The sequence below is a fragment of the Aquimarina megaterium XH134 genome (assembly GCF_000520975.1).
In the GTDB taxonomy this organism is placed as follows: Bacteria; Bacteroidota; Bacteroidia; order Flavobacteriales; family Flavobacteriaceae; genus Aquimarina; species Aquimarina megaterium.
The window spans coordinates 323,428-338,070 of sequence record NZ_JACB01000006.1 but is presented as its reverse complement, the minus strand read 5'-3'; the positions used below and the strand labels follow the sequence as shown (position 1 = coordinate 338,070).

Here is a 14,643-nt window from a genome sequence, read left to right as displayed (position 1 = left end):
TCAGTATTTTTGAAATCTAAAATCAGACTTCAAACTTCAAGGTCACAAATTTAATTAAATAATTCGCATTTATGTTTACAGGAATCATCGAAGAATTAGGAATTGTTACTTCTTTACAAACTAATAAAGAAAATCTGGATATTACTATACGCGCGAATTTTACTTCAGAATTGAAAATCGATCAAAGTATAGCGCATAACGGGGTTTGTTTGACGGTGGTATCTATTAATGAAGATATGTATACAGTTACGGCGATCAAAGAAACGCTGGATAAGACTAATCTTAATACCCTTGTGGTTGATGACGTAGTAAACCTGGAAAGAGGAATGAAATTAGGTGATAGGTTAGATGGGCATATTGTACAAGGACATGTAGATCAAACTGCAATTTGCACAGCAATCACAGAGGCTGATGGAAGTTGGTATTTTACTTTTGATTATGATCCTTCACTAAATAATATCACTATAGAAAAAGGATCGGTAACGGTTAATGGAGTTAGTTTGACTGTAGTTAATTCTAAAAAGAACGAATTTAGTGTTGCTATTATTCCATATACTTATGAGCATACAAACTTTAACACTTTTAAAGAAGGAAGTGTTGTTAACCTCGAGTTTGATGTAATTGGTAAATATGTAAAACGAATTACAGAACTAAGATAGCTTAACTTATAAACATCTTAAGGATGTAGTAAAAATAAGTAAGGAAAATATAAAGAAGTAGAATGGCAATTATACCAGTTCTACTTCGTTAAATTTAAAAAGTGAAACCCTGTTTCTTTCGATCTTTAAGAGTACTCCTCCCAGATCGCTTAAAGTGGAGCAGGATTCGAAATCCAATACTTTGCCAAAATACTGGCTTTTTGCATCAATTACTTTATACTGCATAATTCTAGATTTGATTTATTTTCCCAATTTTTCGTTATAGTAGTTCTTTCCCCAAAAAACATACCATATCGTATCAAATTCAAGAGTAAATTTAATAGACATGTTTGATTTTTTAAAATAAACTTATCAGGTTTTATTAACAAAACTTATGAATGTTTGGTTTTAAAAACCTGTAAAACAATAAGTTACATCTTGGTTTGTCTCCTTTGTATTTTTGCTTTTTCTGGTAATAAGTTGAAAAATTAAGGCACAAAAACGAAATATCTTTATTGGAATCATTCCAAATTTTGTATTTTTGTATTGGAATTATTCCAATAAATAAAAATATAAACTATTAATTAAAATTTTAAGATTTACTTAAGCTTTTTGGGTTAATTTTTTAAAGTCCTGGCATGCGTTTTGTAAAAACAGAGATAACTTCAAATCGTATATTTATGAGGATATGAATACTTAACCTGATGTAAATTACTCTTATGTTATGAGTGGTATTAACTACGAAATACAAAACCGAAAATTACAATCGTATAAGCATACTTTTGATTATGACTTTTGCAAAAAAAAGTATGATGAATATGCTCATATGACATTAGACGAATTTAGAGAATGCTTAAAAGATCCTCAAAAGTTGGGGGAGATAGGTCATTTATGTTGTTTTATTTTATGGGTAAAAAATAAGGCCAGATATGAGTATAGGGATAGTTTGGGTGATTATGGATTGATTCATCTACTATTTCATTGCCTAGAAAATCAACACCATGCAGAAGTGCATGCCGAATATATTCATATGTTATTTAAAGAGGATATTAAGTTGGTATAGTTTTATTTCTTCTAAAACGTGAATAAAAAAGTGCTATAGTATATATTAATTGAAGTGCCTGATTATGGGTTTTCCTCAAAAGAAAATATTTAATACCTGTTTTTGAAACATTCACCCGAAACAATATAAGTTAAATATCCCTTTTTACATGATGTTTAGATTTGATTATAATCGGCTTATCCCAGAGAATTTATTGAATATAATATTAATAAAAATTACTTAAGATTAATTTTGCCAATCGTTTGTGTATTATATAAGAAATTTTCCATTTTCATAGATTAATTTTCCATCTGCCAATATCTTGCCTCCTTGTGTCATATCTGTAATCATATCCCAATGAATAATAGATTTGTTTTTGGCACCGGTTTGAAAATACGATTGTCCTACCGCCATATGTATAGTGCCTCCTATTTTTTCATCAAATAAGATGTTTTTTGTAGCTTGCTGTATATTGTAATTGGTCCCGATAGCGACTTCTCCAAAATAATTAGCTCCCGGAACTTTAAATATGTCGTCTAATAATTCTTGTCCTTCTTCTGCTTTCCAATCTATAATTTTACCATCATTAACCGTTAGTGTAATTCCTTTTACGATATGACCTTCAAAGATAGAAGGTAAACTAAAATATACTGTTCCGTTCACGCTATCCTCAATTGGTCCGGTAAATACTTCTCCGCTGGGCATATTTGTTCGTCCATCAGAGTTTATCCATTTTCGTCCTTTAACACTAAACTGTATGTTGGTTCCTTTGGTGATATACTGTATCTTATCTACCTTGTTTAAATAATCAACAATATTTTGTTGTTCTTTTCGTATGTGCAGCCAGGATGTTTTAGGGTCTTCATCAAATAGATGGCAAGCATTAAAGACAAAATGTGAATATTCTTCTAGTGACATGCCTGCCATTTGTGCACCCGCTTGTGTTGGATATAAGCACAAAGTTCGTTTTAAGCTGCCATTGGCGGTTCTTTTATAATAATGTTCTGTTATTGGTTTTAAAGTCTCTTTATGCTTTCGTTGTTTTTGAGCATCTATATTTTGATTTTCGATAAGATTATGGGGAGCCATAATTTTAAGATAAGCATCAAAATGCTCCATCGCATGCGCATACAATACAGGAGGTTGATTTAATTGCTTTTCTTCAGAATTATCAATTTTAATTTTATGAGCTTCACTAAACTCCAATTGGTATTCTACATGTGCTCCGGCTTTGATAGCAGTTCTAAAAACTTCTCGCACTAATGGTTCTGCAAGTGTTGTAGTTTGAATAAATAATTTATCTCCTGGTTGTATATCAAGGGAGTAATGTACCAATAGATCTGCGTATTTTTTTAATATAGATGAATTCATTTTTTTAGTATTAATTATTCGATTATTGCTGCTGTTGTTACGATTTCAATGAGGCAACCGAGATGTAGTTCGGCATTGCCAACCACTGCTCGAGCGGGTTTGTAATCTCCAAAAAAATCAGCATATACTTTGTCTATTGTTGGCCAATGGGCAACATCATTAATAAAAATCTCATTTCTAATGATATGATTTTTACTGCTTCCAGCTTCTTTTAGCGTGAGTTCTATATTCTGTAGTAGCAATTTTGTTTGTGCTTCAATACCTACAGGAACTTCTTTGGTAATTGGATGTATCGGTAATTGTCCGCTTAAATAAAGAGTCCCTTTATGTTCTACCCACATAGCATAGTGTCCATTACTTTTGGGTATGTGTAAAGTTTCATTTGTCTTCATGTTTTTTATTTGAGTCGGTTGTTCAAAATTTTATCTAAATATTCCGTGTACTTCCTGATATTTTTACACTAGATCCGATAACGGAAGTATATTCTACCATTAGTCGTGATGGAGATCTCATATCTTCTCCCTGGATGATTTCGAATTTATTATTTCCTTTCCAATGTATATCGCGCAAATAACCCGCTAGGGCAGCAGCGGCAGCTCCTGTAGCAGGATCTTCATATACTCCTCCTGAAGCAAATGCGTTTCTGGAATGAAATACATTATTGGTGTCTAACCATAGTAAACTTATAGTGACCAGGTCTTCTTTAAGCATAAGAGTTTTGGTCTTTTCGAATTCATACTTCATATTGGCTATTGTTTTTCGATCGTTTACAACAAGAATAAGATGTTTGGCTCCTGCAAAAGCATATCGAATCGGGAAATCTGTATGAAGTGCCGTAACCGGAAGGTTAAATAAACTAAGAATATCATCTATAACCGATTGTGGTGCTGGTTTTGACCAAGTTTCGGGCGATTGCAATGTTACTTTAAAATCCTTTCCTGTAGTTTTTTTAACGGCAACACTAATTTCTCCATTGTTTAAAAACAGTTTGTATGTTCCTTCTCCATGACTTTGCCCCAAACCTGCTCCTGTGGCAATGGTAGCATGACCACAAAAATCAACTTCTATTTCAGGAGAAAAATACCGAATACGCCACCCGTCATCTTTGGGATGTAAAAAAGCAGTTTCAGAGAATCCCACTTCTTTAGCGATGCTAAACATTTCTTCTTCTTTCGGCATTTTATCTGTTATTACAACACCTGCAGGATTTCCTCCTGTATTGTTATAAGAGAAAGCCGCTATTTTTTGAATTTTTGTTGTTTTCATATGGTTATTGTGGTTTTAAATACAACGACTGCATTGCCTGTAATTTGTACTTGTTTTGGTTGATTATATGCACAGGTCACATGAACATTCATATAACCTGTACGCTTCATTTTTTCACCTTGTTTGATTTTAAAAGTAAATTCTTTACCATTATATGAAACCAATTCATGATGAATCAAATAAGCGCCTAAAGGACCATTAGCATTACCAGTAACGGGGTCTTCATTTATACCTATAGCCGGAGCAAACATGCGCCCATCGATCAAACAATCCTTATCGGTAGAATCAAACGTAAAAACATAATACCCATTACATCCAATTATTTTACTGAGTTCACTAAGTCTACTATTATTGGGCTTAAGGGTATTAAGTGTTTTATTGTTTTTGATGCCTATCATTACTTTAGAATGCCCTGTAGAAGCAATTTGGATAGGACATTTTTCATCTATATCGGTACTTTTTAGTCCAAGTGCAGCTATAATTTGATGTTGAATTTCTTTACTAAAAGGTGACTCAAAACTGATAGGGCCCTGTGTCATTTCTATTTTATAATCATCATTTTTTTTATAGATAGTAAATGGTAAAACACCTACTTTGGTTTTCATTCTTAATACGCAAGAATTAAGATTTTCGGATATGGCTTTGGCATACATAGCAGCGATAGTTGCATGACCACAAATAGGAACCTCTACTGTAGGTGTAAAATATCGTATAACACCATCATTGTCTTTGCTATCAGAAGGAAAAATAAATGCTGTTTCAGAGTTGTTTAATTCTCGTGCGATAGCCAGCATTTGAGTATCATCTAATCCTGTTGCGTTAATTACAACTCCTGCAGGATTTCCTTTAAATTTTTCTTTGGTGAAAGCATCTATTTGATATACAGTGAATTTTTTCATGCTCTTATTTTTTTAAAATCGCTATAAAGTGATCGATGTCTTTTTGAGTAGTATAGAAATTCAAAGAAACTCTTAATCGGTTGCTGTGTTTTCCTATAAATATATTATGCTGTATAAGCTTCTTTTCAATTTGATTGGCATCTTTTACCTTTATTATAACAATTGGAGATCGATATTTTTCTGATGTTGGTGAGGTTATTTCCATTTCGTTTTTAACCAAACAGGATACCAAATAATCAGTAAGTTCTGTTAAACGCTTATGAATAGCTTCTATAGATATTTCAGTTAGAATATTAAGACCTTGATTTAGGGCAAAGATTCCGGCAAAAGGTGGGTGCCCTGTTTCTAGTGCAGCTGCTCCCTTTTTTATGGCTATACGGTCATGCCACATCTCTCCATGATCCTCGGCACTTCGCCAACCAACCTCTGAAATTTCCATATCGTTTAGAAGAGAATGGTTGATATATAAAGCGGCAATTCCATATCCTGCAAGTGCATATTTGTATCCGCTAAACCATAGAATATCAATACAATCGCTTTTTACATCAATAGGTGTAGAGCCAAAAGATTGTGTGGCGTCTAGTATAAGTTTTAGATTATGCTCTCTGCAAAATGCCGAAAGTTCTTTTAGGTCATGCCTAAAACCAGTCATGTAATGGGTGTGGCTTGTAACTAGATAATGAGTATCTGGTTGTATTGCTTTTTTTAAATTGGTATATAATTCATCCTGATCATTTGGGAAGTCAACAAAAGTTACCGGATAGTTTTGGTGTAGCCAGGGTAAACTAGTAGATGGAAACTCTTTATGTAACATAAGTACTCCTCCTTTTGGAAGCATTCGGGAAACCAAATTAGCGGCCTGTGTAGCTGTCGAAAGAAATGCAACTTCATCTACATCTGCATTTATAGACAGAGCTAATTTTTGACGCGTTTCCTCTATCTTAACCATCCATTTGTCCCAAGGAGTATCCCCATGCTTTTCCATGTCTTTATAAAACTGAATACCAGCATTTTTTACCGATGTTGCCAAGGGACATCCTCCCGCAGTATTTAGATATGTATAGGTGTTTAATGCAGGAAATTCCTGACGATACTTTTCCCAGTTCATTTTTTATGTGTTAGAAATTCTTTAGTCTAGTCTAGACTACTATAAACTTGATCATTCCCAGAGATCCGTATAAAGCAGTATAAGAACCTTTGGTTAGTGGTACTATTTGTCCAACTGTACCAGTCATAAGGGTATGTTCTGAAGTAATTGGGTATCCTTGATCCAAGGTCTTATTGATTAACCATACTAATGATGTCCATTGATCTCCCATAGCGTCACTTCCTTTTCCTCTGCTAATTTCTTCTTCACCCAATGCTAGGGTTATGATTTCTTCATTAATATCTACATTGGGATTCATTGGTTTGCCTTGGATAATTACTGCACCAGCACCATTGGTAGCTATCATATCTTTCTGAGTTAACCTGGACATATCTGGATGTTTAATATCCGGGATTTCGATCATAGGTATAATTTCTTTTACCAATTCTTTTACGCTACCTAAGGTTACTTTTTTTGTGATTGCTGATTTCATTCGGTAACCGATTTCTGTTTCGAGGATTGGATTTTGAAATTCAGAGAGTTTAATTTCTGTAGTGTCGAAATAAAGTCCAGAAGCAAATCGTGCTGCCGCAAGTGGTTGAGTTGCACCAAATTTTTTCTGAGAACCTTTAGAAGTCATACCTGCTTCGTAAGCAATAATAGCATCATTTTCTGATGCTTCCTGCACCAAATGTTTCTGAATCTGATAGGCTTGATCTGAAGTTAATACTATATCAAAATCCGACAGATATGGTAGTGAGATCTCTTTCTTGTATGCTGCCATCATTTCTGACCTGTATAATAGAGTTTTTGAGCTGTAGATTTTATCTTTCATAAATACTTGTTTCGGTTAAATTTTTTATCAGGATCTCTAAAATATAATGACTCGGCAGATTCATGATCTCTAATTTTTGACCATCTATTTGATCTCTTTTTTTATAAATTAAGATGATTTGTGTGGTCTATTTCATATCATACAGATTATTGAAATAGATGTTATTTAAACCTCGAGGCATCTTCGGCTCCCGGGATACTAAAGGTTTTTAACCAATCAGTAATAGATTGAGTAGAAATTTTGATAGTACTCCTTTCTCTTACTTCTGAACAATCATTTGGTAAACATTCTACATTACAATTCATAACTATAAGTATTTAAAGGTTAGTAATAATTTTTAATTCATTTTCCTATAATTAATCCACTATAGCAGTAAATTCTATTTCTACTAGCATATCAGGATTAATTAGTTTGGCTATTTCTACCATTGCGGTAGTGGGTTTTATGGTGCCAAAATATTCTCCATGTGCTTTTCCTATAGCTTCCCATTGAGATATATCGGTTGTATAAATTCTTGTTCGTATAACATTGTCTAAGCTATACCCCATCTCTTCTAGAACATTTTTAGCAGTTTCTATAATTGTTTTGGTCTGAAGATAAGGATCGTCTATACCGATAATATTACCATCTTTACCGGTAGCAGTAGTACCAGAAACCTCGATGATATTCCCTACTTTTACGGCTCTAGAATACCCTACGATATCTTCCCAGGGGCTACCAGATGAAACATTTTTTCTGTTTTTCATTTTTATATAGTTTTATACTTTATTTTTTTTACTTTCATAATACTTTCTGGCTTTTACCTCGTTACCACAAGTGTCCATATTGCACCATTTTCTACATCTGTTTTTACTAGAATCAAAGTAAATCCATCCGCAATTGCCACACTCTTTTACTCGGTCTATTTCTTCAGACATCAATAGTTCGTGAGCTGCTTTTCCAATTTTTAAGATATAGCTATTTAGATCATTTGGGTCTATCTCCAAGTGTTCTTGAGGCTTATTGTCTACTACAAAAATTTTAGTGGATCTTCTGATTTTTTGTAAAAGTGTGTCAAAACATTTAAGATCTTTTTCTTTGATTTCTCTTTGAAAAACAAGTCCTTGAAATACACGATGCAAAAATTCTCTTTTCCTTATAACTTCCTTTAGATTAAAACTAACTTCATCAAAGTTTGATGTTTCATTTTCTAAAATATCAACGTGTTTTAACCAGGCAATCCATTCCTCTTTCCCGGTAAGGTAGTCTATAGGGTCTGCAACCAGCCTATCTTTAATCGTATTGATAAAATTGAGAGATAGATTTCCTCCGTCTAAAAGGCTGTTTTGTATATGTTCTACATTATTCATGGTGCAAAGTAAAATAATTATAACCAGTAAAACAAGTTTTGGTAGTAAAAATATTATCTTATATTTGCACCAGTGTAATTAATTTTAGTAGTATGAATTATAAATCAAGTGTAATTACAAGAAAATGGCATGGGAAAATTAATGCCGAAGATGCCGAGGAATATTTGCGATACTTAATAGAAAGTGGTGTTGCAGATTATAAATCTGTTGATGGAATACTAGGTGTAGAAATTTTAAGAAGATTTGAAGATGATATCTGCCATTTATGGACAGTGACCAAATGGAAAGATTATGAGAGTATTAAAACTTTCGCTGGAGAAGACTATGCCAAAGCGAAATATTATGATAGAGATAAGGATTTTCTTCTTGAATTTGAAGAAGAAGTGCAACATTTTGAAACGTTTGTTTTTTAAAATAAAGGATGATTTCAGATTAAAAAACTTCTTAATGAACCGAACCATAAATAATATATATCTATAATGACTAAAATAATTACGTTTCTGTTTTTAATACTAACCATGCTTTTTTGGGCAGCTAATTTTCATGTGGTAAAAATAACTTTAGAGTTTTATTCTCCTGTAAGTGTGGCTGCTTTGCGATTTTTCTTTGGAGTTCTCTCGTTATTTCTTCTTGTGTATATAAGGTTTGGTAATTCATTATTCAAACTCAGATTTTCTGCAAAAGAATGGTGGTATATGTTTCTTACTTCCTTTTTCGGAATCTTTTTAACCATATACTTTTTTAATCTAGGCCTAAAAACTACCAGTGCTGTAAATGGATCTCTTATTATTGCAACTAGCCCGGCAATTACTGCTGTTTTCACTTTTTTATTGCAAAGAAAAAAAGTGAAATTAATACAATGGATTGCTATTGCGATTAGCTTTTTTGGAGTGGCCATTATTTTGGTAAAAGGAGATTTTGGGAAGCTGGCAGAATTGCAGTTCGAAATTGGAGATGTTTATATCATGGGTATGGCTATTGTATTTTCGCTTTCTCAGGTCATTGTAAGTAAATACCTTCCTCATGTAGATGCTGTTGTGATGACCACGATTACTTCGCTCATGGCCTTTGTTTTGTTTGCGGTTTTTTCACTACCAGAATTTATAACAACCGATGTTCCTGCCGATATATCTTTTTGGAGTAGTATCTTATTTATGGGAATACTAGGAACCGGAATCGCATATACTGCATTTTATTTCTGTGTCGTTAAATTGGGAGCAACAACCTCGACTTTGTTTATGAATCTTATTCCGTTTTTTACGGTGTTACTTGCATTTCCTTTTGGGGAAACGTTGTATGCTGAGCAACTAATAGGAGGAGGTGTGGTAATTATTGGCCTGTTATTATTTGGGTTTACTAAAAAGAAAAGCTGAACTTTACAAAATAATACTGTTTCTAAATCGATAGACAACAAATATTAAAAGCAAAAAGATGCTAAAAATCTCAGAATTATATGTGTATCCGGTTAAATCACTGGGCAGAATTGAATTACAAAGTGCTACTTTATCCGAAACAGGTTTTGAGTATGACCGGTATTGGATGCTGGCCGATAAAAACGGAAAACATATTACCCAACGAGAAGAACCTAAATTGGCATTGTTTCAGGTAGCATTATCACAGGATTCATTATTGGTTACCTATAAAGAAAGCACTATTGAGATTAAGCTAGAGAATCCAACGTTAAAAGAACCAATTTTGGTTTCTGTTTTTAAAGAAAAAGTAGAGGCTATAAAAGAAGAACAGGTGGTGAATGAATGGTTTTCGGACCTTTTAGGAAAACAAGTATACCTGGTTCGGCAATCGAGTACCGAAAAAAGATGGGTTAAGCAAAATAATGAGGCACGAATTCTTTTTCAGGATGGTGCTCAGTACTTGATTATAGGAGATAGTTCTTTGGATGATTTAAATAGTAAGTTGCCTTCTCCTATTAAAATGAACAGATTTAGACCCAATATTGTCTTTGCAGGAGGAAGCCCGTTTATTGAAGATCAATGGAAAAAGATTAAAATTAATGAGACTACTTTCGAAATCACCAAATCATGTGCTCGGTGTACAGTAACGACGGTAAATCAAGAAACGGGAGAAAAAGGTGAAGAACCTTTAAAAACCTTATCACAATATCGATTATCAGAGCGAAAAATCTGGTTTGGAAGATATCTTAAGCTTATTGATAGCAAAGATTATACTATTGCTGTGGGAGATGAAATTAGTGTAATGTGATTTTGATATCGAAATTGGATTAAAATAACGATGTAGTATCCTGAGTGAACAAAAAAAGCTGTTTCTAATACAAGAAACAGCTTTTTAACTAGGTGGTCCCACTTGGGCTCGAACCAAGGACCCCCTGATTATGAGTCAGGTGCTCTAACCAGCTGAGCTATGGGACCTAAAACGGAGGGCAAATTTAAGGATTTGATATAAACGCGCCAACATTTTTTTCTATTATTTTAATTGTCTTTTATTCTTAAGCCGTATAAAGACTTTGATTCTTCTTTAAAAAAGGAAAAAAGAGCTATAAAAACGATAAAATTTATTTTGTAATATCCTGATCAATAGGTTTTTCCTGGCATAACTCTATTAAGACCCCATTTGTACTTTTAGGATGTAAAAAAGCAACTAATTTATTATCAGCGCCAGGTTTAGGTACCTTATTGATTAATTGAAACCCTTCTTTTTCTAATCGATCCAGTTCTAATTCGATATTATCGACATCAAAAGCGATGTGATGAATACCTTCTCCTTTTTTGGCAATAAATTTTCCGATGGGTCCATCCTCTCGGGTACTGGCCAGTAATTCTATTTTACTATCTCCTACCTTAAAAAAAGAAGTGATTACAGCTTCGCTTTCTACGGCCTCTTGCTTATAAGGAGCAACTCCCAAAAGTTTCTCGTATAATGTATTTGCTTGCTCGATATCTTTGACTGCAATACCCAGGTGTTCTATTTTATTGATGTGGTTCATAATATACTTTTATCACTATGTCGCAAAAATACATATAAATTGTACTTTTGCACCATGGAAACAAACAGACAGAAAAAAATTGGAGGAGTATTACAACGCGATGTAGCCGATGTGATACAACTTGCATTACGTGAAGCGGGAGTACAGGGGATTTTGGTTTCCGTTACCAAAGTAAGCGTAACTACAGATCTTTCTATTGCAAAAGTATATATGAGCGTCTTCCCGCATCAGGAAGGAGAAAGAGTATTAAAAGAAGTAAACCAGGTAAAATCACAAATAAAACATCAGGTAGCGCAGCGCACCAAAAATCAGTTACGCCGTATGCCAGAGTTATCCTATTTTATTGATGATTCTCTTGAGTATATTTCTAATATAGAAGAAGCTGTAAAGGGCAAAGAAGATCCTATAAATAATCCCGAACTTCTCGAAAAACGTAAAAAGAAGTAATCTTTAGCGGTCCTTACAAATAGAAAAATCATAGAAAGTAGAAGAAATAGAATTTTCTTTTCTCTTATCTTTATTGCAGAATTAAAATTTCATACACATCTAATGCTCATCATAAGGATTTGAATTTTTCATACTACATCGCAAAGCGATACTTGTTTTCTCCTGGTAGTAGCAACGCCATTAATATTATTACAATTATTGCTGCAACTGGCGTGGTTATAGGAGCGATGGCATTATTTCTTGTGTTATCAGGATTTGCGGGGCTTAAGGATTTTAGCCTTCAATTTTCTTCATATTTTGATCCCGATCTTAAGATTTTTCCGTCAAGCGGAAAGACATTTACATTCACCGATACTCAAAAAGAAAAGCTAGCTAAACTTGAAGGAGTTGCTCATTTTTCTGAAATAGTAGAAGAACGTGTTTTCTTAGAGTTTGTGGGTAAACAAAAGATGTCCTATATCAAAGGGGTAGATGCTAATTATCACAATGTTATTCACACCGATAGTATACTGGTATTTGGGGATTGGTTAACCGATAATGATTTCCAGATCGTTGCGGGTAATGGGATTAGCAGAGAACTTAATATGGGAGTAGAGCAAACCTATACAAATCTGCTTAGTATTTATGTGCCAAAGCCAGGTAAAGGTATTCCCAGTGATCCTTCAAAAGCATTTAGATCAGAGAAAGCTGTAAATATTGGGGTGTATAGCGTAAATGAAGAACTTGATAAAAAATACATTTTTGCAACTACAGGATTAGTACGCAAATTGTTGAAATTACCAGAAGATAAAGTGACTCATATAGAGCTTAAATTATTACCACAAGCTAATGAAGAAGTGGTGATAAAAGGATTACAACAGATTTTTGATCATAATGTGATTGTAAAAAACAGGATGCAGCTTAATGATACATTGTATAAAATGTTAAATACTGAGAATTTAGTCTCCTACCTGGTGATCACGTTAATTGCTATTATTGCTTTGTTTAATGTTGCCGGAGCAATTATTATGATGATTATCGATAAGAAAAGCAATGTAAAAACGCTCTATAATGTAGGGGCTTCTCTGCCTAGTATTAGAAAAATATTTTTGTTTCAAGGTTCGCTTATGACCGTTTTGGGCACAGTATTAGGCTTGTTATTAGGGTTCATTGTTATCATATTACAACAGCAATTTGGATTATTAATGATTACACCCTCATTACCGTATCCGACTCGTATTACCGTAATTAGTTTTGTTGTAGTCTTTTTTACGATTACTATTATCGGTTTTATAGCTTCTTTATTGGCCTCTAGTAGAATTAATCAGAAATTAGTGAGTTGACTCTTCTTAGGTTTAAAGTAATACGGTTGTATTTTTCTGAAAAACTATACTATACAAGCAAACTAAAATATCTCATAAATTAAGTTCGGAATAACAAAAAAATCATACGAATTCAAATCCAGAAAATGTTGATTGCACTTCATCAAAAGCAGCAAATACATCCTGGGAGAGATCACTGGTTACCATTTTGGTTCGGTATTCTTTAAAATGAGGTATTCCTTTAAAATAATTAGTGTAATGTCTGCGGGTTTCAAAAACACCTAATTTTTCGCCTTTCCAATCGATTGCCATTTGTAAGTGTCTGCGAGCTGCATTTACTCGTTCTTCTATGGTTGGTGGTGGTAAATGCTCACCAGTTTTAAAAAAGTGTTTTACTGCTGCAAAAAACCAGGGATAACCAATACTGGCACGACCAATCATAGCACCATCAAGACCGTATAGATCTCTCATTTCCATAGCACGCTCGGGAGTATCTACATCGCCATTACCAAATACGGGAATGTGCATTCTCGGGTTGTTTTTTACTTCGGCAATGGGTTTCCAATCTGCATTACCTTTATACATCTGTGCCCGGGTACGACCATGAATAGAAATAGCTTTGGCTCCTACATCCTGTAGCCGTTCTGCAACTTCTACAATTCTAATAGAGTTATGGTCCCAACCCAATCGTGTCTTTATAGTAACGGGTAATTTGGTGTGTTTAACCATAGCTTCGGTAAGAGAAACCATAAGATCAATATCTTTAAGAATCCCTGCTCCGGCACCTTTGCTTACTACTTTTTTTACAGGGCACCCAAAATTAATATCAATAATATCAGGGCCCGATGCTTCTACAATCTCAACAGATTTAAGCATAGAATCCAGGTTGGCTCCAAAAATCTGAATACCAACCGGACGTTCTTTTTCATAAATATCAAGCTTCATAACACTTTTGGCAGCGTCACGAATTAGCCCTTCACTAGAAATAAATTCTGTATACACTACATCGGCACCTTGCTCTTTGCACAATGCACGAAAAGGAGGATCACTTACATCTTCCATTGGGGCTAATAATAATGGGAATTCTCCTACATCTATGTCTCCTATCTTGGCCACAGCGAATCTTTTTTTTGGCAAAAATACAAATTCTTTAATACCTCGCAGATCTCTATGACCTGTGAAGTCTAATTTTTTTTGAAATGAACGAAATCTAAAAATACTGGGAGAGATAGTATAAAGCTTCTAAAATCAATTATATTTGCAAGTCATTAAGAGCATGAAAATTGCGTGAGGGATAGAAGCGAGCTACCGTGTAGCGCGAATAGCCCGACCCATAATGTAATGACGGGTCACGCCCCAAAACGTATTGAAAAAGAAGAATGGAACCCATAATGGGTATTTAAAAATGATTGATATACCTTTATAAATGATTATGTTAGATTTGAT

At 33.9% G+C, this 14,643-nt stretch carries 19 protein-coding genes and 1 tRNA gene; 7 read left to right on the top strand and 13 right to left on the bottom strand.

What is annotated here, in order from left to right; genetic code table 11:
* Window positions 1-71: 71 nt before the first annotated feature.
* Window positions 72-659, top strand: a complete 588-nt coding sequence (locus Z053_RS0108425; RefSeq protein WP_025664596.1) for a riboflavin synthase — start codon at window positions 72-74, stop codon at window positions 657-659.
* 69 nt (window positions 660-728) lie between these two features.
* On the opposite strand, the gene Z053_RS31430 is transcribed toward Z053_RS0108425, so the two are convergent.
* A complete protein-coding gene (locus Z053_RS31430) occupies window positions 729-884 on the bottom strand; it encodes a hypothetical protein (RefSeq protein ID WP_159099330.1) in 156 nt (51 codons plus the stop codon).
* A gap of 478 nt (window positions 885-1,362) precedes the next feature.
* Here Z053_RS31430 and Z053_RS0108415 point away from each other — a divergent pair, with 478 nt between their 5' ends.
* Window positions 1,363-1,701 (top strand): hypothetical protein, encoded by a 339-nt coding sequence (locus tag Z053_RS0108415; protein WP_025664595.1) that lies wholly within the window; start codon window positions 1,363-1,365, stop codon window positions 1,699-1,701.
* Between the two features lie 249 nt (window positions 1,702-1,950).
* Here the strand turns inward: Z053_RS0108415 and Z053_RS0108410 are convergent, their stop codons facing one another.
* The 9 genes from Z053_RS0108410 to Z053_RS0108370 form a co-directional block, all read right to left on the bottom strand.
* Complete coding sequence (locus tag Z053_RS0108410; protein WP_025664594.1) at window positions 1,951-3,051, bottom strand: aminopeptidase; 1,101 nt, start codon at window positions 3,049-3,051, stop codon at window positions 1,951-1,953.
* A gap of 14 nt (window positions 3,052-3,065) precedes the next feature.
* Window positions 3,066-3,443: a RidA family protein gene (locus tag Z053_RS0108405; RefSeq protein WP_025664593.1), complete on the bottom strand. Its 378-nt coding sequence runs from the start codon at window positions 3,441-3,443 to the stop codon at window positions 3,066-3,068.
* A 34-nt stretch (window positions 3,444-3,477) separates the two neighbouring features.
* A complete protein-coding gene (locus Z053_RS0108400; protein ID WP_025664592.1) occupies window positions 3,478-4,317 on the bottom strand; it encodes a PhzF family phenazine biosynthesis protein in 840 nt (279 codons plus the stop codon).
* Entirely contained in the window at window positions 4,314-5,216 is a 903-nt protein-coding gene (locus Z053_RS0108395) for a PhzF family isomerase (RefSeq protein WP_025664591.1), read from the bottom strand. Before Z053_RS0108395 ends, Z053_RS0108400 begins: the two co-directional genes overlap by 4 nt.
* A 4-nt stretch (window positions 5,217-5,220) precedes the next feature.
* Window positions 5,221-6,324: an aminotransferase class V-fold PLP-dependent enzyme gene (locus tag Z053_RS0108390; protein ID WP_025664590.1), complete on the bottom strand. Its 1,104-nt coding sequence runs from the start codon at window positions 6,322-6,324 to the stop codon at window positions 5,221-5,223.
* Window positions 6,325-6,355: 31 nt separating this feature from the next.
* The gene (locus tag Z053_RS0108385; protein WP_025664589.1) at window positions 6,356-7,138 is read right to left on the bottom strand and encodes a 2-keto-4-pentenoate hydratase; all 783 of its coding nucleotides are present in this window, start codon (window positions 7,136-7,138) and stop codon (window positions 6,356-6,358) included.
* Between the two features lie 161 nt (window positions 7,139-7,299).
* Window positions 7,300-7,443, bottom strand: coding sequence for a hypothetical protein (locus Z053_RS31425; RefSeq protein WP_160112040.1), 144 nt, complete (start codon window positions 7,441-7,443; stop codon window positions 7,300-7,302).
* A 51-nt stretch (window positions 7,444-7,494) separates the two neighbouring features.
* Window positions 7,495-7,884 (bottom strand): RidA family protein, encoded by a 390-nt coding sequence (locus tag Z053_RS0108375; protein ID WP_025664588.1) that lies wholly within the window; start codon window positions 7,882-7,884, stop codon window positions 7,495-7,497.
* A gap of 12 nt (window positions 7,885-7,896) precedes the next feature.
* Entirely contained in the window at window positions 7,897-8,487 is a 591-nt protein-coding gene (locus Z053_RS0108370; RefSeq protein ID WP_025664587.1) for a CGNR zinc finger domain-containing protein, read from the bottom strand.
* A 92-nt stretch (window positions 8,488-8,579) separates the two neighbouring features.
* On the opposite strand from Z053_RS0108370, the gene Z053_RS0108365 reads away from it, so the two are divergent.
* From Z053_RS0108365 to Z053_RS0108355, 3 genes are all read left to right on the top strand, one after another.
* Complete coding sequence (locus Z053_RS0108365; protein WP_025664586.1) at window positions 8,580-8,900, top strand: hypothetical protein; 321 nt, start codon at window positions 8,580-8,582, stop codon at window positions 8,898-8,900.
* Between the two features lie 66 nt (window positions 8,901-8,966).
* Entirely contained in the window at window positions 8,967-9,860 is an 894-nt protein-coding gene (locus Z053_RS0108360; protein WP_081748233.1) for a DMT family transporter, read from the top strand.
* A gap of 58 nt (window positions 9,861-9,918) precedes the next feature.
* Window positions 9,919-10,707 carry an MOSC domain-containing protein gene (locus tag Z053_RS0108355; protein ID WP_025664584.1) on the top strand — a complete coding sequence of 263 codons (789 nt, stop codon included), beginning with the start codon at window positions 9,919-9,921 and terminating at the stop codon, window positions 10,705-10,707.
* A 93-nt stretch (window positions 10,708-10,800) separates the two neighbouring features.
* Here the strand turns inward: Z053_RS0108355 and Z053_RS0108350 are convergent.
* Together Z053_RS0108350 and mce are read right to left on the bottom strand one after the other, a co-directional pair.
* A tRNA-Ile gene (locus Z053_RS0108350) sits at window positions 10,801-10,874 on the bottom strand.
* Between the two features lie 143 nt (window positions 10,875-11,017).
* Complete coding sequence (mce, locus tag Z053_RS0108345) at window positions 11,018-11,440, bottom strand: methylmalonyl-CoA epimerase (RefSeq protein WP_025664583.1); 423 nt, start codon at window positions 11,438-11,440, stop codon at window positions 11,018-11,020.
* 63 nt (window positions 11,441-11,503) lie between these two features.
* On the opposite strand from mce, the gene rbfA reads away from it, so the two are divergent.
* Window positions 11,504-11,896, top strand: a complete 393-nt coding sequence (gene rbfA / locus Z053_RS0108340; RefSeq protein ID WP_025664582.1) for a 30S ribosome-binding factor RbfA — start codon at window positions 11,504-11,506, stop codon at window positions 11,894-11,896.
* Window positions 11,897-12,015: 119 nt separating this feature from the next.
* On the top strand, window positions 12,016-13,218 hold the full coding sequence (locus Z053_RS0108335) for an ABC transporter permease (RefSeq protein WP_025664581.1): 1,203 nt from the start codon (window positions 12,016-12,018) through the stop codon (window positions 13,216-13,218).
* Window positions 13,219-13,320: 102 nt separating this feature from the next.
* Here the strand turns inward: Z053_RS0108335 and dusB are convergent, their stop codons facing one another.
* Window positions 13,321-14,313, bottom strand: coding sequence for a tRNA dihydrouridine synthase DusB (gene dusB / locus Z053_RS0108330; protein WP_025664580.1), 993 nt, complete (start codon window positions 14,311-14,313; stop codon window positions 13,321-13,323).
* Window positions 14,314-14,643: the final 330 nt, after the last annotated feature.

Excerpts from the sequence above, each read along its gene's own strand:
- Z053_RS0108415 (WP_025664595.1), top strand. The coding sequence starts at position 1,363 with ATGAGTGGTATTAACTACGAAATACAAAACCGAAAATTACAATCGTAT.
- Z053_RS0108400 (WP_025664592.1), bottom strand. The coding sequence starts at position 4,317 with ATGAAAACAACAAAAATTCAAAAAATAGCGGCTTTCTCTTATAACAAT.
- Z053_RS0108365 (WP_025664586.1), top strand. The coding sequence starts at position 8,580 with ATGAATTATAAATCAAGTGTAATTACAAGAAAATGGCATGGGAAAATT.
- Z053_RS31430 (WP_159099330.1), bottom strand. The coding sequence starts at position 884 with ATGCAGTATAAAGTAATTGATGCAAAAAGCCAGTATTTTGGCAAAGTA.
- Z053_RS0108370 (WP_025664587.1), bottom strand. The coding sequence starts at position 8,487 with ATGAATAATGTAGAACATATACAAAACAGCCTTTTAGACGGAGGAAAT.
- Z053_RS0108395 (WP_025664591.1), bottom strand. The coding sequence starts at position 5,216 with ATGAAAAAATTCACTGTATATCAAATAGATGCTTTCACCAAAGAAAAA.
- rbfA (WP_025664582.1), top strand. The coding sequence starts at position 11,504 with ATGGAAACAAACAGACAGAAAAAAATTGGAGGAGTATTACAACGCGAT.
- Z053_RS0108410 (WP_025664594.1), bottom strand. The coding sequence starts at position 3,051 with ATGAATTCATCTATATTAAAAAAATACGCAGATCTATTGGTACATTAC.
- Z053_RS0108425 (WP_025664596.1), top strand. The coding sequence starts at position 72 with ATGTTTACAGGAATCATCGAAGAATTAGGAATTGTTACTTCTTTACAA.
- Z053_RS0108375 (WP_025664588.1), bottom strand. The coding sequence starts at position 7,884 with ATGAAAAACAGAAAAAATGTTTCATCTGGTAGCCCCTGGGAAGATATC.
- Z053_RS0108360 (WP_081748233.1), top strand. The coding sequence starts at position 8,967 with ATGACTAAAATAATTACGTTTCTGTTTTTAATACTAACCATGCTTTTT.
- Z053_RS0108390 (WP_025664590.1), bottom strand. The coding sequence starts at position 6,324 with ATGAACTGGGAAAAGTATCGTCAGGAATTTCCTGCATTAAACACCTAT.
- Z053_RS0108355 (WP_025664584.1), top strand. The coding sequence starts at position 9,919 with ATGCTAAAAATCTCAGAATTATATGTGTATCCGGTTAAATCACTGGGC.
- Z053_RS0108385 (WP_025664589.1), bottom strand. The coding sequence starts at position 7,138 with ATGAAAGATAAAATCTACAGCTCAAAAACTCTATTATACAGGTCAGAA.
- Z053_RS0108405 (WP_025664593.1), bottom strand. The coding sequence starts at position 3,443 with ATGAAGACAAATGAAACTTTACACATACCCAAAAGTAATGGACACTAT.
- Z053_RS31425 (WP_160112040.1), bottom strand. The coding sequence starts at position 7,443 with ATGAATTGTAATGTAGAATGTTTACCAAATGATTGTTCAGAAGTAAGA.